The 20,672-nt window shown below is 65.5% G+C and carries 15 protein-coding genes and 1 pseudogene; 7 read left to right on the forward strand and 9 right to left on the reverse strand.

What is annotated here, in order from left to right:
- Positions 1 to 120: 120 nt before the first annotated feature.
- The 4 genes from AC07UC_RS15555 to AC07UC_RS15570 form a co-directional block, all read right to left on the reverse strand.
- Positions 121 to 660, reverse strand: coding sequence for a low affinity iron permease family protein (locus AC07UC_RS15555; RefSeq protein ID WP_494906621.1), 540 nt, complete (start codon positions 658 to 660; stop codon positions 121 to 123).
- Complete coding sequence (katE, locus tag AC07UC_RS15560) at positions 627 to 2,735, reverse strand: catalase (protein ID WP_494906622.1); 2,109 nt, start codon at positions 2,733 to 2,735, stop codon at positions 627 to 629. The genes AC07UC_RS15555 and katE overlap by 34 nt, the downstream gene beginning before the upstream one ends.
- 142 nt (positions 2,736 to 2,877) lie before the next feature.
- Positions 2,878 to 3,093 (reverse strand): CsbD family protein, encoded by a 216-nt coding sequence (locus AC07UC_RS15565; RefSeq protein ID WP_019859538.1) that lies wholly within the window; start codon positions 3,091 to 3,093, stop codon positions 2,878 to 2,880.
- Between the two features lie 800 nt (positions 3,094 to 3,893).
- Positions 3,894 to 4,874, reverse strand: a complete 981-nt coding sequence (locus AC07UC_RS15570; RefSeq protein ID WP_494906623.1) for an alpha/beta fold hydrolase — start codon at positions 4,872 to 4,874, stop codon at positions 3,894 to 3,896.
- Between the two features lie 129 nt (positions 4,875 to 5,003).
- Between AC07UC_RS15570 and AC07UC_RS15575 the strand changes: the two genes are divergently transcribed.
- Positions 5,004 to 5,627 carry a TetR/AcrR family transcriptional regulator gene (locus AC07UC_RS15575; RefSeq protein WP_494906624.1) on the forward strand — a complete coding sequence of 208 codons (624 nt, stop codon included), beginning with the start codon at positions 5,004 to 5,006 and terminating at the stop codon, positions 5,625 to 5,627.
- A 53-nt stretch (positions 5,628 to 5,680) separates the two neighbouring features.
- On the opposite strand, the gene AC07UC_RS15580 is transcribed toward AC07UC_RS15575, so the two are convergent.
- Positions 5,681 to 6,712, reverse strand: coding sequence for a hydroxyacid dehydrogenase (locus tag AC07UC_RS15580; protein ID WP_140774066.1), 1,032 nt, complete (start codon positions 6,710 to 6,712; stop codon positions 5,681 to 5,683).
- 140 nt (positions 6,713 to 6,852) lie between these two features.
- Here AC07UC_RS15580 and AC07UC_RS15585 point away from each other — a divergent pair, with 140 nt between their 5' ends.
- Positions 6,853 to 7,914 (forward strand): LacI family DNA-binding transcriptional regulator, encoded by a 1,062-nt coding sequence (locus AC07UC_RS15585; RefSeq protein WP_494906625.1) that lies wholly within the window; start codon positions 6,853 to 6,855, stop codon positions 7,912 to 7,914.
- A gap of 346 nt (positions 7,915 to 8,260) precedes the next feature.
- On the opposite strand, the gene AC07UC_RS15590 is transcribed toward AC07UC_RS15585, so the two are convergent.
- Together AC07UC_RS15590 and AC07UC_RS15595 are read right to left on the reverse strand one after the other, a co-directional pair.
- Positions 8,261 to 9,445: an FAD-dependent oxidoreductase gene (locus AC07UC_RS15590; protein ID WP_202326658.1), complete on the reverse strand. Its 1,185-nt coding sequence runs from the start codon at positions 9,443 to 9,445 to the stop codon at positions 8,261 to 8,263.
- 112 nt (positions 9,446 to 9,557) lie between these two features.
- On the reverse strand, positions 9,558 to 11,066 hold the full coding sequence (locus AC07UC_RS15595; RefSeq protein ID WP_494906626.1) for a glucosamine inositolphosphorylceramide transferase family protein: 1,509 nt from the start codon (positions 11,064 to 11,066) through the stop codon (positions 9,558 to 9,560).
- A gap of 284 nt (positions 11,067 to 11,350) precedes the next feature.
- Here AC07UC_RS15595 and AC07UC_RS15600 point away from each other — a divergent pair, with 284 nt between their 5' ends.
- From AC07UC_RS15600 to AC07UC_RS15610, 3 genes and pseudogenes are all read left to right on the forward strand, one after another.
- On the forward strand, positions 11,351 to 13,483 hold the full coding sequence (locus AC07UC_RS15600) for a GumC family protein (RefSeq protein ID WP_494906627.1): 2,133 nt from the start codon (positions 11,351 to 11,353) through the stop codon (positions 13,481 to 13,483).
- Position 13,484: 1 nt separating this feature from the next.
- Complete coding sequence (locus AC07UC_RS15605) at positions 13,485 to 14,810, forward strand: VpsF family polysaccharide biosynthesis protein (RefSeq protein WP_494906628.1); 1,326 nt, start codon at positions 13,485 to 13,487, stop codon at positions 14,808 to 14,810.
- Between the two features lie 112 nt (positions 14,811 to 14,922).
- A pseudogene (locus tag AC07UC_RS15610) lies at positions 14,923 to 15,210 on the forward strand (GIY-YIG nuclease family protein).
- Positions 15,211 to 15,343: 133 nt separating this feature from the next.
- Here AC07UC_RS15610 and AC07UC_RS15615 read toward each other — a convergent pair.
- Both AC07UC_RS15615 and AC07UC_RS15620 read right to left on the reverse strand, forming a co-directional pair.
- Positions 15,344 to 16,612: a glycoside hydrolase family 5 protein gene (locus tag AC07UC_RS15615; RefSeq protein WP_494906629.1), complete on the reverse strand. Its 1,269-nt coding sequence runs from the start codon at positions 16,610 to 16,612 to the stop codon at positions 15,344 to 15,346.
- Positions 16,609 to 17,778, reverse strand: a complete 1,170-nt coding sequence (locus AC07UC_RS15620) for a DUF1972 domain-containing protein (protein WP_494906630.1) — start codon at positions 17,776 to 17,778, stop codon at positions 16,609 to 16,611. Before AC07UC_RS15620 ends, AC07UC_RS15615 begins: the two co-directional genes overlap by 4 nt.
- 417 nt (positions 17,779 to 18,195) lie before the next feature.
- Between AC07UC_RS15620 and AC07UC_RS15625 the strand changes: the two genes are divergently transcribed.
- Both AC07UC_RS15625 and AC07UC_RS15630 read left to right on the forward strand, forming a co-directional pair.
- Positions 18,196 to 19,365: a glycosyltransferase family 4 protein gene (locus tag AC07UC_RS15625; RefSeq protein WP_140774720.1), complete on the forward strand. Its 1,170-nt coding sequence runs from the start codon at positions 18,196 to 18,198 to the stop codon at positions 19,363 to 19,365.
- Entirely contained in the window at positions 19,362 to 20,663 is a 1,302-nt protein-coding gene (locus AC07UC_RS15630) for an MATE family efflux transporter (RefSeq protein WP_494906631.1), read from the forward strand. The genes AC07UC_RS15625 and AC07UC_RS15630 overlap by 4 nt, the downstream gene beginning before the upstream one ends.
- Positions 20,664 to 20,672: the final 9 nt, after the last annotated feature.

A 20,672-nucleotide genomic window follows, 5' to 3' on the forward strand; every position in this document is an offset into this window, starting at 1 on the left:
CCCTTTTGGGGATGTCCGGTCTGCGTATGGCCAGCACGATCCGGGCGCCGCAAAACATGTTTCCGAAGCTTACGATCTGTTGGGCTCGGATGGACGACCACGCCACGTATGCATCAAGTATCAAGCAGACGAGGTACCAATCCGCGTCGCCTCGCGTGAGGGCGCGGCCGAGGCCCGGCTCTCTGTGTTTTTCAGCTCCGCATCGATGGCCGCGGGCGAAGCATGCTCAAGCCCCACCACCTCGTTGCGGGCGGCGTCCAGGGCGACGATTATCTCGTTGAGTTTCGCCTGTATGGCCGAGGTGTCGCGGTAGTTCTGGATCAGGACCACGCCTGTCAGGCACATGGCTGAAATGGAGATGATGTAGGTTCCGAGCGTCGCGCTGGTTAGCAGTGCGCAGACAAGGGCCGCGCCCAGCATCACATAGAAGCCCGGCGGCTTGGAGAAGAACTCGGCGAGGGCATAGAGAGGTCTGTCCACCCAAATCTCCGCCTGAGGATGCAAGCAGCCCGCCATCCCGATGAGGGCGGCGGGCTCCTTCCCGATCGGCATCCATCCGATCGGACTGACTGATGTAATGTCCGAGAAAGAAGCCGGTTCCAGCGGATGGTCGCTAAAGATCGGCTTCAGCCCAGCTTCACCTTCGGTTCGCGCGCCCACAAGCGCAGGTCGCCGAGACTGGTGACGAAGCCGGCGACGTCCTTGGGCGATGCAAGCGGGATCACCGCCTCGTCCTCGGCCACGCCCGCCTTCGCCAGCAGTGGTGCCGCCGCTTCGACGAAACCGATGAACTTGCAGTGCGCGAAGGCGTCGGCGACAAAGTCGCGGGCGGTCGATTCCTTCAGCAGGTCGGCCATTGCGGGCTTTGCCGGCAGGAGCGCGATGGCGTCGTAGAGAACCGACGGTGCGCCTGCGATCATCTGCTGCGCGTCGATCCAGCTGCCGTCGCTCGCCTTGGCGCCGCCGACCTTCGGCGCGATGATCTCGAACTTGGCGCCGGCTTTGGTCAGCGCCTGCTTCAAGGCATTCAGCAAACCGGCATCCGTTCCCTCGGTCACCAGGATGCCGAGCTTGCGGCCTTCGAAACGGCCGGGGCCGTTCTTGAGGATGCTGAGTGCATCCGAGGCGGGAAGATCCCTGCGCGTCGGCACCGCCGCATCGGCGGGCTTCGGCATGGCTTTCAGGCCGAGCGCATCCGCCACCTTGCCGGCCAGCCCGTCATCGATGTTGAGAAGGTGGGAAACGACGCGCTCGCGGATGACAGGCGTCTGCACCTTGCTCAGTTCGAAGGTCAGTGCGGCGGCGATATGGCCTTGCTCCACGGGGTCCTGGCTGATGTAGAACTGGCGCGCCTGGCTGTAATGGTCGGCGAAGGTTTCCGACCGCAGCCGTGCCTTCGGTCCGGCTTCGACCTCGGCAAAGGAACGGAAACCCTTTTGCGGGGATTCGCGCGGGCCTTCGTCCCATGAGTTGGGCTGGTAGTTGGCGCGCCCGACCGGGTTGCGCATCGCCATGTGGCCGTCCTGCTGGAAATTGTGGAAGGGGCATTTCGGCGCGTTGATCGGGATGTGGGTGAAGTTGGTGCTGCCCAGCCGTTTGATCTGGGTGTCGAGATAGGAGAAATTCCGGCCCTGCAGCAGGGGATCGTTGGAGAAGTCGACGCCGGGCGGCACGTTCTGCGTCATGAACGCGACCTGCTCGGTCTCGGCGAAGAAATTGTCGGGCATGCGATCGAGCACCAGGCGGCCGACCGCGATCGGCGGCAGCACCTCCTCGGGGATGAGCTTTGTCGGATCGAGGATGTCGAAGTCGAAACTGTCGGCGAAAGCCTGGTCGAAGAGCTGCAGCTGCAGCTCCCATTCCGGGAAATTGCCGGCATGGATGGCGTCCCACAGGTCGCGGCGATGGAAGTCGGGGTCGGCGCCGTTGATCTTGACCGCCTCGTTCCATGCGACCGACTGGAGGCCGAGCTTCGGCTTCCAGAGGAATTTCACGAAGGTCGATTCATCCTTGGCGTTGAGCAGCCGGAAGGTGTGGACGCCGAACCCTTCCATGAAGCGCAGCGAGCGCGGGATGGCGCGGTCGGACATCGCCCACATGATCATGTGCATGCTTTCGGGCGTGAGCGAGATGAAGTCCCAGAAATTGTCGTGCGCGGTCTGCGCCTGCGGGAAATCGCTGTTGGGCTCTGCCTTCGCGGCATGGATCAGGTCGGGAAACTTGATCGCGTCCTGGATGAAGAACACCGGCATGTTGTTGCCGACAATGTCCCAGTTGCCTTCCCTGGTGTAGAGCTTGACGGCGAAGCCGCGCACGTCGCGGGCAAGGTCGGCCGAACCCTTGTTGCCGGCGACCGTGGAGAAGCGCACGAAAGCCGGTGTCTTCTCGCCGGCGCGCTGGAAGATGTCGGCGCGGGTGTATTTGGCCAGTGATTCATAGGTTTCGAAATAACCGTGGGCGCCATAGCCGCGCGCATGGACGACGCGCTCGGGGATGCGCTCGTGATCGAAATGGAAGATCTTTTCGCGGAAATGGAAGTCTTCGAGCACCGTCGGGCCACGGGCGCCGATCTTGAGCGAGTTCTGGTCGTCCGAGACCGGCCCGCCTTGCGCGGTGGTCAGCACCGGCGTCGCGCCGGACGCGGTCTGGTGCAGTTCGCCGCCTTCGCCACGCTGCAGTTTCTGATCGTGAATGGTCGCCGCCGTTCCGGCCGGCTTGGATGCTTGCTTGGCCATGACTGAAATCCTCGAGGGGTCAATGCGCGGGCTGCGCTGGTCCCTCAATCTCTGGCAGGGCAATGCGTTCCCTGCCGATTTCAAATCCGGACGTGAAGAAGGCCGCCGTTTGGCGCGGCGGCCTTCAAGAGCGAAGAAGCCCTCAGAGGTTCTTGTTGATCGCGGCGGCGGTCTTGTTGGTCGCGTCCTTGACGGCGGACTTGGCGTCGCCGACAGCCTTCTGGACCTTGCCCTTGGCTTCCTGCGCCGCGCCTTCGGCGCGCAGGCGATCATTGCCGACGGCCTTGCCGACGCCTTCCTTGGCCTTGCCTACAGCCTGATTGGCGAGACCCGAGGCCTTGTCACTGGTGCTTCCCATGGAATGTTCCTTTTTTGCGAATTGTCTGCCTGACCGGCGAGGACCAACGTCGCTTTGTCGGGAAGGTTCCGCACGCCATGGAGAGCGCGGCAAACGAAAAGGCCCGCCACCGACGCGACTGGTGACGGGCCTCTGGAGTAGACCGGGCGTCCCACCGCCCGGCCGGTTGCAAAACCTGTCAGCGGGGCGATCGTTCCATCACGACAAGAAGCCTGCGGTTCTTCCGGCCTCGCGGATCATTCCGGGTTTTCCGGCCGCGACGTCGCTGGACCTCGCCCATGTCTCCAGCTTCGGCGCTGCTACGAGCCTTCGATTCACACAGATCGAGGTGCATGTGTCTGTTGTAACCGCCGAGAGTTTCTCACGCTTAAAGCGTCGGCTTGGCGTAGGTTTAGTCCACGCACTGTGAGACCGGACAAGCTTGAGCTGTGACTGAAGATAGCTTCTGGCGCTTCAGAAGCGTCGGCTTCACATAGTTCTTCTTCATTTTATTCCCCCTTGCCTCAACATTGACCAGCACAGGTGACGCGGGGGAAAGGTTGATGTCAAATTTTTCGGTCCCTGAAACCGCTGGCATCAGATGATTTGGGTCATGCTGATGCCAAAACCCCACAAAAGGCGCGAAATGCCGGGCACCAGAAGACGGGGGCCAACAGGGCCTCTTCGCTGCGAACGGCGCAAAAAAAGCCCCGCCGGCCGAAGCCTGGCGGGGTATTGATTGGAGGAGTGGATCGAATGGGAGACGATCCGGATGGGAAACGCAAAAGCCGCGAAAGGGTTCCTCTCTTTCGGGAAAGGGATCACCCCAGTCCCTGGGCTGCGCGCAGGATGGTTGCGCGCGCCTCGCGGCCTTCCGGTGTCGGCAGCCCGGCATAGTTGTGGGGCTGGCCCTTCCGCAGGTGAAGCTCGACGGGCACGCCCGCCGCCCGTGCCTTCGCGGCGAGTTCGATGCTATCGGGGTAGAGCAGGTCGCGAGTGCCGGAGAGAACGAGCATCCGCGCCAGGCCGTGGAAGCCGCCATTCAATGGGCTGACATAGGGATGGGCGGGGTCGAGATCGCCGGCATAGAGACGGGCACCCTCGAGCGTTCCGGGAATATCCAGCAGGGGATCGACGGCGGCGATTGCCTTCCGCTCGGGACTATCCAGCAACGCATTGACGCCGGGCGAGATCAGCACCAGGCCGCTTGGTTGCGGGTATCCCTGATCGCGCAGCCATTGCGCGGCTGCCAGCGCCAGCCCGGCCCCCGCCGAATTGCCGATCACCGTGACCTGTGCAGGCCCGGCCTGTTCCAGAACCTTGCGCAGCAGCGCGCCTGTCGCCGGCACGACGTCGCTCGCCGTGGCGCGTGGCGCCAGCGGATAGATCGGCACCACGCAGCGCACGCCGGCTTCGCGGGTCAGCATGCCAACGATGCGCCAATGGGCGCGGACGATCTCGTTGATATAGCCGCCGCCATGCAGGAAGACGACGATGTTGCCGGTGCTGAATCCAGTGGATGGCGCGGTGTAGTAGACCGGCCATCCCGCCACATGCGTCGATGTCACCGCGACGCCACGGCCGAGCCCTGTCGGTTCATGGGAGGCCGGCCGCAAGGCAAGCCTGCGCGCGTGCCGCCGCACCGAAGCGGCGGACGCCAGCCGCTTCTTGAAGGGCAGAAATCCAAGCAGAGCGTTGATGCAGCGGCTCTGCCAACTCGGTCCGGCATCGTCCGGAGACGCCTGCGGCGGTCTTCCGTCCTCCTGGATGTCGTGCGCCAAAACTATCTTCGCGATGTTCATGTCCATGTCCTGTCCGAATTCGGTTGGTTGCCCTCCCGACGCTCCATGGCGTCTGGCCATTCGCCGGCGCCCGGAGCTATAATACGAGTGATTGCTCGCATTCTCCTACTCGCATTCGGACCGGAGGCCATGGCGCGAAAACCGCTCACCAAACCCAGGAAGACCGCCACTCAGGAGCGCGCGCGCGTGACGGTCGACGCGCTGGTCGAGGCGACCGCTCGCATTCTGGTCAAGGAGGGTTTCGACAAGGCCAGCACCAACCGGATCGCAGAGGAAGCGGGTGTCAGCGTCGGTTCGCTCTACCAATATTATCCGAGCAAGGAGGCGCTCGTGGCAGCCGTCATCGATCGCCACAATCGGGCGATCATGCGGGTGGTGACCGCCGCCTTCGCGGAGGTCGCTTCACTGCCGGTCGACAAGGCTGTCCACCGACTGGTCGCGGTGGCGATCGAGGCACACCAGATCGACCCGAGGCTGCACCGCGTGCTTGCCGAACAGATCCCACGCACTGGACGCCTTGCGGATGTCGAAGCCTTCGGCCGCCAGACCTATGCCTTGTTCAGGGCCTATCTCGAAGCGCATGGCGATGAGCTGCGCACGACCGATCTCGACATGGCCGCCTTCGTGTCGGTGACATCGATCGAGGCACTGGCCCACACGGCGGTCCTGCATGGGCCGCAAAAGCTCAGCGGCGAAACAGTGCGGGCACTGGTCGACGAGGCCACGCGGCTGGTGGCGGGATACCTACGTTAGAGCCGGCAAGACGCCGGAAATCGCGGGGCGTACAAACGCTCTCCGCTCTTCCGTCAGTTCCTGTCCACCGGCTTCGAGCGCATCCTCGACACCGTCTCGCGCTCCGCCCGCTTGGAGCGCAGCGGCGGCAGGCCGCGGTCGATCAGGTCCATGTCCTCCAGCACCATGTCGCCCATGCGCTTGAAGGCGATGTCGAGCGCGCCGGCGCGGTGGGCCGAGCGCAGGAAGCCGGGCAGGGTGCGCACGGGATGGTCCGGCGCCAGCGGTTCTTCCGGAAAGACATCGCTGGCGGCGACGATGTGGCCGCTTCTCACCGCCGCCATCAAAGCGGGGAAATCGACCACGCCGGCGCGGCTGAGCAGGATGAAGGCAGCGCCCTTGCGCATTTTCGCAAAGGCATCGGCACCGAGAAAGCCCTGGTTCTCGGAGGTCACCGAGGCGACGACGAAGACGAAGTCGCTGCGCGACAGCACCTCGTCGAGCGAGGCCGGCTCGACGCCATTGTCGATCAGGATCGATGGCGGCAGCCAGGGGTCGAAGACCCTTGTGTGGGTGCGGAAGCCCGACAGCAGGCGGTTCAGCGCGCGGCCGAGATCGCCGAAGCCGACGATGCCGACATCGGCGCCCGACAAGAGCCGTGCCGTCAAATTGCCGTCGCCGCCCCACAACTCCTTGCCTTGCCGGAAGGCAAGGTCGGCGTCGACGATGCCGCGGGCAAGGTTCAGCGCCATGGCAAGGCCAAGCTCGGCCACCGGCTCGGCGAAGACGAGGCCGGTGGTGACGACATGGATGCCGCGCGCGAACAGCGCCTCGTAAGGCATGTTGTTGAGGAGGTTGCTCTCGACGTTGAAGACGCAGCGCAGCGCCTGCATGGCGTCCAGTGTTTCGGGCGCGATCGGCGGCTGGCCGACGATGTAGCGGGCCTGCGCCAGCACATTGGCCGGCAGGCCGGCGACGCCATCGGCAGTGGTTTCGACGACACGGTATTTCGCCTTGAAGCGCGCCAGCTGCGGCGGCGTGAAGATCAGCTCGAGCGTGCGTGGTTCCGGCGCGCTGATCACCAGCGGCAAATCCTTGTTCGACATGATGATTCCTCCCGGCGCGACCCGCGCTCTCGCGGCAATAATCACCTCGCGTGAACCGATTTACAACTCGGAAAAATCGATTATTCATGTCCCCGGCGGACAAGAAAATTGCCTCTGGCCGCGCCTCGGGAGGAGGAGCCATGGCACATAGGCAGGACCAGCCGCGGCGTCCGTCGATCCACGACGTGGCGAGCCGGGCCGGCGTGTCGGCCGCCACCGTCTCCAAGGTCATGGCCGGCGTCACCACGGTGAAGCGCGAGAATGCGCAACGCGTCTTCGATGCCGTCGAGCAATTGGGCTACCGCGTGGATCCGCTGGCCTCCGACATGCGCCGGGCCAGGCGCCGCATCATCGGCGCCATCATGCCGGAATTCGAAAGCGAGTTCTTCGGCCAGATGCTCACCCAGCTCGAGAGCCTCGCCGAGCAGCGCGGCTACACGCTGGTGGCGGCGTCGAGCCGCGAATCCGAAGCGCGCGAAACGGAGATCCTGGCCCGCATGCATGACTGGCGCGTCGCCGGCGTGGTGCTGGCGCCGGTGCGCAACGAGCATGGCCCGGCGGCCGCATTCATGAAGGCCAACGGCATGACCGGCGTGCTGATCGACCGCGTGCTGTCGGACGATGCCTTCGACACGGTGTCTGCCGACAGTGCCTCGGCCAGCGCCGAAGGGGCGCGCGAGCTGCTCGGCAAGGGCCACCGCCACGTACTGGTGGTCGGCCTCGGCGAGCAGGCGGCGACGGTGCGCGCCCGCCTCGACGGGTTTCGCGCCGCCGCGCTGCGACTGGCGCCGGATGCGCGCATCGACGTCGTGCTTGCCGAAACCGATGTCGAGCCGCTCAGGGCACGGTTGCGCGACTATTTTGCAAAAGGCGAGCGGCCGACGGCGGTCTATTCGCTGTTCCTCAAGGGCACGCTGGTGGCGCTGTCGGAATTCCGCCGGCGCGGCTGGCACTGCCCCGACGACATTTCGCTGGTCGGTTTCGACGACGCCGAATGGATGCAGGCGACATGGCCGGCCATCGCCGCCGTGGTGCAGCCGGTGCGCCAGATCGCCGGCCACGCCATGGACGTCCTGTTTGCCAGGATCGAAGGCAAGCAGGGGCCGCCGACGGCGCGGCTCGAGCCTTGCCGGGTCTTGATGCGGGAATCCGTTGGCTCGCCAGGCAGCGGCCCGCATTCCAGGGAAGGGGACCGGCAATAGTCCGGCATGCGTGGAAGCCGGCGGGCACGCTCGGGAGATGCAGCCGCACGGGATCGTTCAGGCAGGTTGTGAAAGCCTGGCACAATTGACACTGCGTGCCGAAGCGGTTCTTTATGGCGCGGTATCCAACGCGGAGGCCCTACCCGATGAAGAAATACGAGAAGCCAAGCTGGCAGAAGCGTGAGCGGCTTTCGGCCGTCACGGCCCAGGCGGTCCCATCATCAGGTTCGACGCCGCCGCCGCCGCCCTGAGCGGGCCGGAACGACGCTTTCGCCCGATGGGGCGAGGTGCAAGGCGCGGTCGCTCGATCGCGCCTTTTTGCTTTTGGCGGGAAAGGGGAAGTCCCTCACGCTATGCCGGGCGCCCGCCGCGGTCCCAGATGGCGCACCTTGCGGCTGATGATCATCAGCCGGCGCGCCGTGTTGTTGCGCAGGCGCCGCGCGCGCCATTCCAGTCCGGTTTCGGTGGTGATCCGCTTGGCATAGATGCTCGCACGCATGCCGCCCTCGTCGGACGCCACCTTGACCGGGTCGTCATAGAAAGTGCTGATCTTGTCGGCCGCCATGCCCGGTGTTTCCAGCCAGCGCGGAATGTGAACCGAATGGAGCTGGTCGACATCGATCATGACCCGCCCGATGCCGACGCCCGGCGTCGGGCAGGTCGTCCAGAACGCGTCGCCAATGAAGACGACCCCGTCGCGGCGATGGCCCGCCGTGGTCGTCAGGTTGACCTGCCTGACCTCGACCGGGCTCGCCACTTCGAAGTTGCCGCACCGCGCTGAAATTTCGGGCATCAGCTCGCAAAGCATCTTCTGCGGATTGGCGCGAAAGTCCCTCGTCCATTGTTCGGCGACGGTGCGATAGACGAACATGTTCGCCCGCATCTTGTTGCCGATCGGAAAGATGGTGATGTAGGCGACACGGTCCTTGGCGCGCTTGCCGAAGCAGTTGATGGACTGATACGCGAATTCACGCGGCGAAATGGCGAGATCGAATCCCATCGAGAGCGAATGCGCCTTCGACAGCTCGATGCGCTCGACGCCGATGGCGCGCCGCACCGCCTCGCTGTAGCCGGTGGCCACCACCAGCAGGCGGGCATTGATGACGGAGCCGTCGGCCAGCACCAGCCGCTGCCGGTCCGGTCCGGTCGAGACCTCGGTTACCTTGCCGACCGTCAGCGGCACCTGCGGCGGCAAGGCGTCGCGCAGGCCATTGATCAGCGCACCGTAGGAAAATGCGTATTCCCACTTCTTTTCACATGCGAAGAATTGGCCGAGGCGGAAGACGTGAATGTCGGTAAACGGGGTGACGAGAGGCATGAGCATCTTGTCGAGGCCGAGTTTCTTGAACAACTGCATCTGTTGCATGCCGATCTTCTCGGCTCGGAACTCGTCGTGATGAACGCGGTGCGGATCGATCAACGCCACCTTGCGGCCGGCATTTCCCAACAGCGTTGCCAGGGTGGTGCCGGCCATTCCGGCGCCAATGATCGCCACGTCGACTTCGGCCGGGGCAGCCTCGGCGGTGGTCATGTCGTTGCCCTTCTGCTGGTCATCTTCCGTGTCCGCAATCTGTGGTGGAAATATCTTCCGGGCCCATATCAACCTCAAGCAACCAGCGCGGGTGGCTGGTAGTACCCAATGTTCAGGTTAATGGTGGGCGCCTCTCCTGTTTCCAGCGCGGCGCGATCGCCGAGCCATCGATGAATTCCAGGCCGCCCGCCTCGTTGAGCGAGTGCAGCTTGCGCCCATTCCATAGCGCACCAGGGGTTAAAATGGTCTCGACAACCTGCTCCATGCCGTTCACATCAAGGTGAGCGACGCGTGCGATGCCAAGGGCCGCGCCGTAACTCCTGCGGCAATCCTGCACCGGGCGCAGCAGGTCGTTGCCGCGCCTGACCATGCGGCCGGCCGGCCGCGCCGAGGCGATGTCGACCAATACGGGATTCTTGGGGTGCGGCGTCCACGGCCCGCGAAAGTCCGGCGCCGACCACAGGTGCAGCGCATCGGAGAAAGCGCCGCCGCCGTCGCGGACGGTGGCGAACAGCCACCAGAGGCCGCCATGCTCGACCAGCGTGGCGTCGCTGGCGACGATATCGGACAAGAGCGTCGCTTCCTTGACCCAGCCACCGGGGAAGGCGGTGGCGCGGTAGAGGTCGACCGTGCGGTTGGCGCAGCTTTCCGGCACCATCCAGACTTCGCCGTCACGCTCGAAGACGAAGGGGTAGGAGAGGTGGTAGGGCAGGTCGAGTACCGGCTCGGGACGTCCGATCGGCCCCGATGGGCCAAACGGCACGGCGGAGATGATGGCCTTGCCGAGGCGGTGGATATAGTCCTCGACGAACAGGGTTACCTGTCCCTGATGGAGGATCGGAAACGGGTCGGCGTAGAAGCGGCTGCCGTCGTCAGGCAGCACCTGCCAGCCTGTTGCCGGATGGGCGCGCAGGTCGAACAGGTCGCGGCCATTGGTCTGGCGCCAGCCGACCTTCCAGTGCGGGGCATTGTAGCAGAGGTGATAGATCTTCTGGACGACGCGCCGCGCCAGCGCCTTGCCCGCCCTGATGCCAAGCTTGGTGGTGGAGGGCATCTGCGGCGAGGCGCCGGCCTGCGCCGGTTCAGGCAGGATGGGCACGGTGCGCGCCGTGCCGGCCATGGCGGCGACGATCAGGCTTGCCGTGCGCGCCAGCATGTCCTGGAACGAGGCAAGCGCGATGCCGCCATATTCGGTGCCCAGGCGTCCTTCGGCAACAGTGGTGCCGTTCTCCTCGATGCGGGCGATCGGCGTGCGGCCGTCGAGGATCAGCGCCAGCAGGGCCGCTTCGCCGGCAGCGCCGTCATAGGTCACGCGCCAGACCCGCGTTCCTTCCAGGCGAACGTCGCCGCAGAGGTCGATCACCAGATCAGGGGAGGCGGGCTGCTGCGTCCGGTAGGGCGCCAAAGCCGAAAGCGGCAGGCGCTTGGCCAGCCCGTCCGCCGGCAGGCCATGGATGGCCGTCTCAAGCTGAAACAGCGCCGTGGCGCTGCCTGGAATGCCGCCCCCGGCCGGCCTGGCGTCGACGGAAACCTCGACAGGGGCCAGTTCGGCCAGACGCTGCAGGAGCAGCAGGTGAAAAGCACGGACGCGCTCGCTGTCCAGGCGCAGGCTCACCCGCATGTCGCACCCCTAGCATCCTGACGTTCGGCATCTGGCCGGTGTTCGAAAATTGGACACGCCAGAGGCCCGGACGGATGGGTCGAAGTGAAGTGTTGCCCCATTTCCGTCCGTCTCCTGCTCGCCCGCGCCCGCGTCACTACGCTCGTGCCTTTATTAGGCAAACTCCGTGCCAAAAATCAGAAGAGCTCCCAACATAATTAACAGTGTTTTAACAGTTGGAGGAATAGCTAGGCTGAGGCCGCAATTAATCTTTTGGGGCATATGGAGTGTTGTCGGAGCGACCTTTGCAATCATCCCTGCTCTCGTTGCCGCAACAACACGCTCCAGAGGTGATCCAATACGCACCGGAGCCAGCGCCGACGGCATCCTATGCATCCTCGACCGTCGAGCTGGGTGACCTGAAGCGCATATTGGTGCGCCGCCGTTTTCTGATCTTGTTTACCGCCGCGCTGCTGACCCTTGGGGCTCTGCTCTATGGGCTGTTCACGCCGGCGCTCTACAGTTCGGTGGCCGAGATCATCATCGATCCGCAAGACCTGCAGGTGGTCACCAACGACGTCAATCCGAGCCGCGTTCCGCCCGATGGCGGCATCACCATGGTGGAAAGCCAGGTCAGCGTCGTCCAGTCGACGGGCGTTCTGCTCAGGGCCATCGAGGCAACCAACCTGACCGAGGATCCGGAATTCAACGGGCAGGGCGGGTTGGTGAGCCGTCTGCTCGGCGGCTTGCTGGGTTCGGGGTCGGCCGAAACCGACAGGACCGGAAAGACGCTCGATGCGCTGCGCCGGCGGCTGGCGGTGAAGCGGGCCGACAAGGTGCTGGTCCTCGACGTGATCGTCACCGCCAAGAGCCCCGACAAGGCGGCGAAGCTCGCCAATGCCATCGCGCAGGCCTACCTCGCCGACCAGGCGAGCGCGCGCGCGAAGATGGCCACCGATGCTTCCGATTCCATCACCGCGCGGCTGGACGAACAGCGCAAGCGCGTGCAGCAGGCCGAGAACGCGGTGGAGGCCTACAAGTCCGCCCACAACATGGTGATGGCGGCGGGCAATCTGGTCAGCGACCAGGAACTGACCGAGATCAACACGCAGCTTTCCGCCGCGCAGAGCCGCACCGCGACGCTGAAGGCGCAGGTCGACCAGCTGCGCCGGTCCGGCGGCGCGCCGGACGCGACCTCGGAAGCGATGCGCTCGTCGGTGATATCGAGCCTGCGGGCGCAGGAGGCGACGCTTGTCGACCAGGTCTCGCAGCTTGGCACCGAACTCGGGCCGCGCCACCCCTCGATGATCGCCGCGCAGCAGCAGCTGCGCGACACGCGCGCCCTCATCGCGCGCGAACTCGGCCGCATCGGCGCCGCCGCCGAGACCGACTACGAACGGGCGCTGGCCAACCAGCAGGCGCTGGAGGCCAAGGTCGCCGGCATGAAGAGCAAGTCGCTCGACACCGACCAGGCCTCGGTCAAGCTGCGTGAATTGCAGCGCGACCTCGAGGCGGTGCGCTCGGTCTACGCCACCTATCTGCAGCGGGCGCAGGAAACGCGCGAGCAGATCAATGTCGACAGCACCAATGCGCGCATCATCTCGCAGGCCATGCCCGCCTTGAAGAAGAGCTGGCCGCCCCTGCCGCTGCTGCTTTTCGGCGCGCTCTTCGGCGGGCTGGGGCTGGGCACCGCGCTCGCGCTGATCGCGGAATATTCCTCGCCGACCGTGCTTTCCAGCGCGCAGATGCAATCGGCTATCGACGCGCCGGTGTTTGGCGTCCTGCCGGCGAAATCAACGCGCCGCCGCTGGTGGCCTTTCGGCGGCGCGGCCGCCTCGGCCGGGCAGAAGACGGATGCGGTCGCGGGCCTGGCGCTGAGGCGCCTGTTCGCCTCCAGCCGGCGTCCGCCGAACTGGCCGCTGGTGCCGTCCATCCTGCTGACATCGCCGCCCGAGGACGCCGCGCAACGGGGCAGGGTGGCGCGCCTGCTCGCCAATGCGGCGGCGGCCAGGGGCAGCCGTGTCCTGTTCATCGACACCAACAATGCCGGCGGCGGCAAGAAGGAGCCGCAGCCCGGTCTCCTCGACGTGCTGCGCGGCGAATATGCCTTCGAGTCGCTGAGCCAGTACACGGCCGGCAGCAATGTCGCTGTTCTGGGCAGGGGCAGGCAAAAGGCCGTCTTTTCCGAGGCGCAGGGCGTCTACTTCACGCAGCACATGCTGGCGCAGGCGGGCCGCAATTTCGATCTCGTCGTCGTTGACGGCGGCGCGCTGGCCGACAATCTCAACGCCTCGCCGCTGGTCGCCATGGTCGACGAGATCGTGATGGTCGCGACACTGAACTCGACGCCGATGCGCGATGTCACGACGGCCTCGCAGGCCATTTCCGTCATGGGGCGGTTGCCGACCGGCGCCTTGCTGGTCGACGAGGCGGCCTGACATGGTTGCGATCCGGACCGCCAACCCGGCAGCCGGCTGGGCCGGTTCGGGTCAGGCCAGCGCCGGCAGCTCCGTCGATTGGCTGACGAGCTTCGGCCTGGTCACCGTCGTGGCGCTGCTGTTCGCCATCTCCGGCGGCATGCTGTGGCTGGTGGGCTATAATTACGACGGCCTGACCGGCAACCCCGCGACCAAGATCCATCCTTCGACCTATCTGCTGATACTCGTGTTTGCCTGGCGCGCCTGCACCTTCGGCAATCCGGTCGGCTACATGGTTGCCGTCGCCGACCGGCGGCCGGCCAGCACGCTGCTGGCGGTCATGTCGATCGTGCTCCTGGTCGTCGTCATCGCGCGCCAGCGCCCCGGCATGGCCGGCATGATCGACACGTTCGTGGCGCCGGCGCTGCTGGTGATGATGCTGGGCGAGCAGGACGAGAAGACCTTCGCCCGGATGCAGACCGTGGTTCACGCCATCATGACCGTGAACGCACTGCTGGCGCTGTTCGAGTTCGCCACCAAGACGCTGATCTTTCCCTATCGCCTCGACGGCGAAGCGTTCATGACCGACCTGCGCTCGACGGCGCTTCAGGGCCATCCGCTGTCCAACGCCACGGTCACCTCGATCTATGTGCTGGCGCTGCTCTCCGGCTCGAAATCGCTGTCCATGCCGCTGCGGCTCGGGATGATCGGCCTGCAATGCGCGGCGCTCGTCGCCTTCGGCGGCCGGTCCGCGATGGTGCTGACGATCGTGCTCGGCGGTTGCTACCTCCTCATCCTGGGCCTGCGCGGCTTGCGCACGGGGCGCGTCAACCTGCTTGGCGCGGCGCTGGGCCTCATCCTTGCCGCGCTGGTCCCAGTGGTCATCGCGGTGGCGGCGTCCTACGGCTTTTTCGACGCGCTGCTCGAGCGCTTCGTGTCGGACTCCGGCAGCGCCAATGCCCGCGTCGAGATGTTCGACCTGTTCAATCATCTGGAATTGCGCGACGTGATCGTGGGGCCGGATATCGACCTCATCGAGAGCCTGCGCCGCATCAGCGGCCTCGAGCAGGGCATCGAGAACCCCATCATCCGCATGGTCCTCTACCAGGGCGCCTTCTTCACCTTGCTGCTGTTCGTCGGCTTCGCGCTGTTCATGCACGAAGTGGCGCGCCGCTGCCATGCCGGCATCTGGCTGCTGATGCTGGGCTGGCTGATCCTGCTCAACACTTCCGAAAGCCTGGCGTCGAAGACCACGCTCATGACCAAATTCGTGGTGATCGCGCTGGTGCTGTATCGGCCGGCAAGGGGTGTGGGGCGACGGCCCCAGATGCACCCACGCGTTTCGTGATCCTAGGGCGGAGCAAGGAGCGAAGCGACGCGGCGCAGACCCTAGGATCCATGCCGTGACTTTGGCTGTAGAATGCAGCGGTCCCTGAACCCACCCCGAGCTCAAGTCACGCATGACCGGATATGTTTACATGACTGCAATCCAGAAGCGCGGCACGATCTATATCGGCGTCACCAATGACCTCGGCCGCCGCATGCCTGAGCACAAGTCTGGACAAGGCGCGGGCTTCACCCGTCGCTACGGCGTGCAGCGCCTTGTCTGGTACGAGGAGTATTTCGACATCACTGACGCGATATAGCGCGAGAAGTCGCTGAAGCGCTGGTCGCGCCAATGGAAGATCTACTTGATCGAAAAGACAAATCCGGAGTGGTTCGAACTTTTTCGCGGCACGGGATGGTGAGTTTTTCTGCACCGCTGCGGCGCTTCAAGGTCCCGGCATGGATCCTAGGGTCTGCGCCGCGTCGCTTCGCTCCTTGCTCCGCCCTAGGATGACGAAGAGAGGGAGGCGTTCTGTCAATCGGGACGGTCGGCGCTTACCCCGGCATCCTCAACCCAAGCGCCTCGACCATCGCCGGGTCCAGCGCGCGGGTTTTGTCGTCCATCATGCCCATGCCGTCGAAGAGGTCCCAGAAGGCCCAGGGAAATCCGGCGGCTTCTGCACTCTGCCGGACATCGGCGATGTAGCGGGCGCGGTCGGGGTTCGGGGCGGCGACGTAGCGGGCGTCGGTGCGCAGCGCGCCGAATTCGCCCATGATGACGCGCGCCGGCGCGATGCCGTTTCTGTCGGCCCAGTCGCGCGCCTGGCTGAGATATTTGTCGATGAACCAGCGGTCGGGCCGGGCGTCGAAATAGACTTTCAGCACGCGCTCGGTCTCGGCATAAGCGGCCTTCTTGTCCGCTTCGGAGGTCTCGGTATCCGCGGCCATGCGCGCCCTGACGGAGGCCAGCGTCTTTTCGAGCGAGCCGGCGGAGGCCGGCCACGGCACATTGTTCAGTGCGCGGTAGACGGGCTCGCGCATCCACGGCGCGCCCTGGTGGCTGAACAGATAGGGCTCGTAGAAGTGGAAGGTGAACAGGATCGGCTCGAAGGCCGCCAGCGGCGCCGGATCGAGCGCGGCCAGCCCGCTCACCATCGAGCCGCAGCCGCCGGTGACGACCAGCGGCAAGGCCCGGGATGACGCTCTCGCCGCCGTCAGCAGCGATGCCTGGACCTGCGACCAGACGTTTGAATCGCAGGATTGCGCCGGTTCGTTGACCGGCTCCAGCGCCACCATTCCGGGCGTGAACCGGTCCAGCCTGCCGGCAAGCTCGCCGACCAGCGCCCGATAGGCCGCGAATTCGGGTGCCGCGGTGCTGGAGACCATGCGGTCGGGGTTCCAGTAATGGGTGGCGCCGTTGGCCTGGACGTTGACGATGATGCCGAGACCGGCGTCGATCGTGGCGGCGACGGCCGCGTCCAGCATATCCAGCAACTTGCCGCGCGTGGTGGCGTCGGCGGCCAGGAACGGGCCGGGATCGACGGGCAAGCGGATGAAATCGAGCCCGGTGGCACGTAGCCGGCGGAGGTCGTCGGGGGTTGGCACCGGCCGCTGCGCCTGGAAGGGCGGCCAGTCATAGTCGGTGCGCGGGGCGGGAAATTCGCGTGTCAGTGCAAACCAGGGCCAGGCGTTGACGCCGCGGCGGAAACGCCATTCGCCGCTGGCGGCAAGCGCGGACCGCGCGGGAAGCTGCGCCAGCGCCGCGGGCACCAGCGCCGTCGACAGCGCGGTGCACAGCAACCGCCGCCGCGACCAGCCCGTCATACGGCGCCGGGCGAGGGGCGGTCGATCGCGGCTGTCCGCTCCGATGTCACGCCGAGAAGCCGGTAGGCTTCATCCTCATAGGCAAGCAGCACATCCTCCCAGCGGAAGGCTTCGCGGGCGCGTGTCCTGGCGGCTTCACCGCAGGCCTTGACCAGCGCGTCATCCTCCATCGCCTGCCGCATCCGCTCGGCGCAGCTCTGCGTGTTGGTGAAGTGGACGGCGGCGGCCCCGGCGACCCATCTGTTGTAGGGATTGTCGTGCGCGATCACCATGTTGCCGGCGGCCAGCGCCTCGACCAGCGACGGGTTTGTGCCGCCGACGGTGTGGCCATGCATATAGGCGCGCGCGTGATATCTCAGCGCCTTCACCGCCGCCTGGTCGTAGATGGCGCCCGGCAGGACCACCGAGGCGTTCGCCGCCTTGCGGATGGCGACATGATAGGGATTCTGGTCGGACAGCGTGCCCAGCACCACCAGCTTCATGTCGCGTTTCTGGCTGCAGAAGGCTTCGACGATCGGCAGGATGTTGTTGTCGGGCTCGATGCGCGCGATCGAGATCAGGTATTTTCCAGGTTCGAGCCCGAGCGCGCGTACCGGCGCCTCGGGTGCCGATGTCACCGGGTCGGCGCCATAGGTGATGGTGGCGATGGCGCTGCGCGGCCGCCGCGTCGCCAGGTGATCGGCGATGACCGGATGGTCGGCGACCAGGCGGTGCGAAGCCCAGGCACCGATCCATTCATTGAGCCAGAACCAGGTGCGTGCAGCTGCTCCCCATTTCGGGCGGCGCCACTCGATACCGTCCATATTGGTGATGATCTTGCGCCGCATCAGCCTGAGCCAGGTCAGGAATACCGCGCCATTATAGCCGAGCACCAGGCAGACGCCCGGACGCCGGGCGGCATCGAGCACGCACTGCCAGTCGAATTCCAGCGTCGCGCGCGGGCCTTTCGAGGCGACCTGGATGTGGATCAGGTCGATGCCGCGCCAGCTGTCGAGACGCACCCGCTGGTCGACCCGCTCGACCTCTTCCTGGCAGTAGACGCCGACCTTCCAGCCGCGCGCGACCAGGAAAAGGGCCAGCTTCTCGGCGAAGGTCTCGAAGCCGCCATGGGCCGCGGGAATGCCGCGCGTTCCCAGGATCAGGATGGAAGGCTGTTCCGATTTCATGGCTACTGGTACTTTCAGGTCCGCTCGATCCGTGATGCGAGGCTGTGTCATCTCAGAACCGCAGCCTAGCGATATCCATGCCAGACTCAGTTCCGGCCATCATCGCACTGGGGTTGTAAAATATTTCTTCCAACCGCCGGAGTTGTTTCACTATCGGTCAACTTTCCGCACGTATGTGTACCGAAACGAGGCAATGCCGGGGCCAGTCGGCCCGCAGATGGGTATATTAGCCCGGTATGATCCTTGCTGATGGACTTCTGCGCGCCGGAATCGGCGGAGGGCGTGCAGCATTGGTGTGGTGATCCCCGTTCATGACCACACTCGCAACCAGTGAAGTCCAAAGGGGTGTTTCCGGTCGCCGGTACCGTCAGGCGGCGGGATCGTCACACCACCCCTGACAGAAAGATGCATGTGAAGATGCGGATTGCCTGCATCCACCAGGGCTACGAACTCTACGGCTCCGACCGCAGCTTCGCGGAGAGCGTGGCGGCGCTGCGCGCCGCGTTTCCGTCCGCCGACATCGAAGTGGTGCTGCCGCGCAGCGGGCCGATCCTTGAGATCCTGGAGCCTCATGCCAGCCGGATCGTCTTCGAACCGCTCTGGGTGCTGCGGCGTCAGGCGATGCTGAGGCTGGCGACCATCGAGATGGCGCGGCTGCCGGTCGCGCTGTGGCGGGCATGGCGGCGGCTGCGCGATTGCGACCTCGTCTACGTCAACACCTCGATCGTCGCCGACTATGCGCTGGCCTCGCGCCTGCTGCCGACGAAAGCCCTGCTGCACATCCACGAGATTCCCGAAGGCGTGCTGCGCCGGATCCTGGTCGGGTTGATGCACTGGAGCCGTGCCGATCTCATCTTCAACTCACGCGCCACGCGCGCCGCGTTCGGCGATCCCAAATCCGCGCGCTCATATGTCGTCTACAATGGCGTCGCCGGCCCGGCGGCGGCCGAGGCGATGACCTATGACGGCAAGCGCCCGCTGCGGGTGCTGCTGCTTGGCCGCATCAACCGGATCAAGGGCCAGGAAGTGCTTCTGGAGGCGATCGCCTCGATGCCGGCGGAGCTGAAGTCGAGGATCGAGGTGCGGCTGGTCGGCGGCGCTTTCGAAAGCGTCGAGCGCGAGCGCGCCCTGGCCGAACTCGTCGGCACCATGGGGCTGGCCGACCAGGTCAGCACCTTGCCTTTCATCTCCGACCCTTCCGAGCATTATCGCTGGGCCGATATCGTCACCGTGCCGTCGCGGCGCCCGGAATCGCTCGGCCGCGTCGCCATCGAGGCCATGGCCTATGGCCGGCCGCCGCTGGTGTCGGCGATCGGCGGACTGGTCGAGGTGGTCAGCGACGGCGAGACCGGCTGGCATGTTCCGCCTGACAACGCTGCCGCGCTTGCCGCGAAATTGCAGGAGATCGTGCTTGCCCCTGAAGCCTGGCGCGGGTTCGTCGCCGCCGGGCGCAAGCGCTACGAGACGATGTTCAGCGAGCCGGTCGCGGCCGCGGCGATCGCGGCGATCGCCGCCGACAAGCTGAAGGCGGCCATGGCAAGGCCAGGCAAGGCGGCAACCACCCGCCAGGCGGAGACACAGCCGTGAAGTTCCCCGTCCATCTGGTGCGGCGCCTCGTGCTGATGATCGGCGGCGAGGCAATGCAGAGCGGCTTTCACTTCGCCCTCAACCTCGCGCTGCTGCACATGCTGTCGGCGCAAGGCTACGGCCTCTTCGCCCTCGCCATGGTGATGGGCGGCGTCGGCCTGTCCTACATCAGGTCGCTCACCGCCGTCCCCGCCTCGATCTGGATGAGCAAGAGCAGCAACAGGGCCGGCGTCGATGCCCATGACGTGGCCTTCGGAACGGCGGCGCTGGTCGTGGCGCTGCTGATGGCCGCCGGCACGGCTATTCTGATGCATCTGCTGGGCGACCCAAGCGGCATTGCCGCCGGCTGCTTCGTTGGCGCCTGGTCGCTGCGCAGCCATATGCGCACGGCATTCTTCACGCGCCGCCAGCAGGTGGTCGTCTCCATCAGCGACGCCGCCTTCACGATCGCCGGCATCGTGCTCGCCGGGCTGGCGATCTGGTTCGCCAGGGACATGCTGCAGACCGTGTTCTACGCCCTTGCGGCGGCAAATCTATTTGGCATCTTCGTCCTGGTCCGGCTGGCGGGCCGCAGGGTTCGCGTCAGTTTCCGCATGCCGACGCGCCGGCGCTACACCAAGCTCTGGCGCCAGCTGTGCTGGTCGGCCTTCAGCGCGACCACCACCAACATCCAGGGTCAATGCCTGGCGCTGCTGGTCGCGGGCATTGCCGGACCGGCCGCCTACGCGCCGCTGGCGGCGGTCCTCGTGCTGTTCGCTCCGCTGCGCATCATCAGCCTTGCCTTCGTCAACATGACGCAGCCGGAACTCGCGAAGCTGATGCAGGCCAACGAAACGCGCCGCGTCTGGGCGCAGGCGAAGATCTGGTCGCTCGTCATGGGGCTCGGCGGCCTGGCCTATGGATGCGCCATCATGTTCGTCCTGCCGATGATAAAATCCCAGGCTCTGCAGGATGCCTCGGTCGGGTTCATCGGGCTTTTCGTGATCGCGAATTTCGTGCCGATCATGCTCTACATCATGCCCCGCATCGTGCTCGAGATCTTCGGCGATTTCCGGATCGTCGCGTTCATCACGATGGGTGGCGCGATCGTCGGGCTGGCGCTGATCGCGATCCTGCTGGCCGTCGCGTCGCCGCCATGGGCGCTGCTGGGCTCGGCGGTCTCCGAGACCTTCGTGCTCGTGGCATCATGGTATTTCGCGCATCACCGCATGTGGAACATCGAGCATCCGGACCAGCAGCGGCACAGCCGCCTCGGCTCCTGGCGGCGGGCGGTCACGTTCGCCGCGGCGAAGCGATAGGAGAGAGAT

The sequence above is a fragment of the Mesorhizobium sp. GW821-FHT04C10 genome (assembly GCF_059420305.1).

What these genes read in the sequence shown, in the direction of transcription:
- katE (WP_494906622.1), bottom strand. Translation starts at nt 2,735, where the DNA reads ATGGCCAAGCAAGCATCCAAGCCGGCCGGAACGGCGGCGACCATTCAC.
- AC07UC_RS15565 (WP_019859538.1), bottom strand. Translation starts at nt 3,093, where the DNA reads ATGGGAAGCACCAGTGACAAGGCCTCGGGTCTCGCCAATCAGGCTGTA.
- AC07UC_RS15570 (WP_494906623.1), bottom strand. Translation starts at nt 4,874, where the DNA reads ATGAACATCGCGAAGATAGTTTTGGCGCACGACATCCAGGAGGACGGA.
- AC07UC_RS15575 (WP_494906624.1), top strand. Translation starts at nt 5,004, where the DNA reads ATGGCGCGAAAACCGCTCACCAAACCCAGGAAGACCGCCACTCAGGAG.
- AC07UC_RS15580 (WP_140774066.1), bottom strand. Translation starts at nt 6,712, where the DNA reads ATGTCGAACAAGGATTTGCCGCTGGTGATCAGCGCGCCGGAACCACGC.
- AC07UC_RS15585 (WP_494906625.1), top strand. Translation starts at nt 6,853, where the DNA reads ATGGCACATAGGCAGGACCAGCCGCGGCGTCCGTCGATCCACGACGTG.
- AC07UC_RS15590 (WP_202326658.1), bottom strand. Translation starts at nt 9,445, where the DNA reads ATGACCACCGCCGAGGCTGCCCCGGCCGAAGTCGACGTGGCGATCATT.
- AC07UC_RS15595 (WP_494906626.1), bottom strand. Translation starts at nt 11,066, where the DNA reads ATGCGGGTGAGCCTGCGCCTGGACAGCGAGCGCGTCCGTGCTTTTCAC.
- AC07UC_RS15605 (WP_494906628.1), top strand. Translation starts at nt 13,485, where the DNA reads ATGGTTGCGATCCGGACCGCCAACCCGGCAGCCGGCTGGGCCGGTTCG.
- AC07UC_RS15615 (WP_494906629.1), bottom strand. Translation starts at nt 16,612, where the DNA reads ATGACGGGCTGGTCGCGGCGGCGGTTGCTGTGCACCGCGCTGTCGACG.
- AC07UC_RS15620 (WP_494906630.1), bottom strand. Translation starts at nt 17,778, where the DNA reads ATGAAATCGGAACAGCCTTCCATCCTGATCCTGGGAACGCGCGGCATT.
- AC07UC_RS15625 (WP_140774720.1), top strand. Translation starts at nt 18,196, where the DNA reads ATGCGGATTGCCTGCATCCACCAGGGCTACGAACTCTACGGCTCCGAC.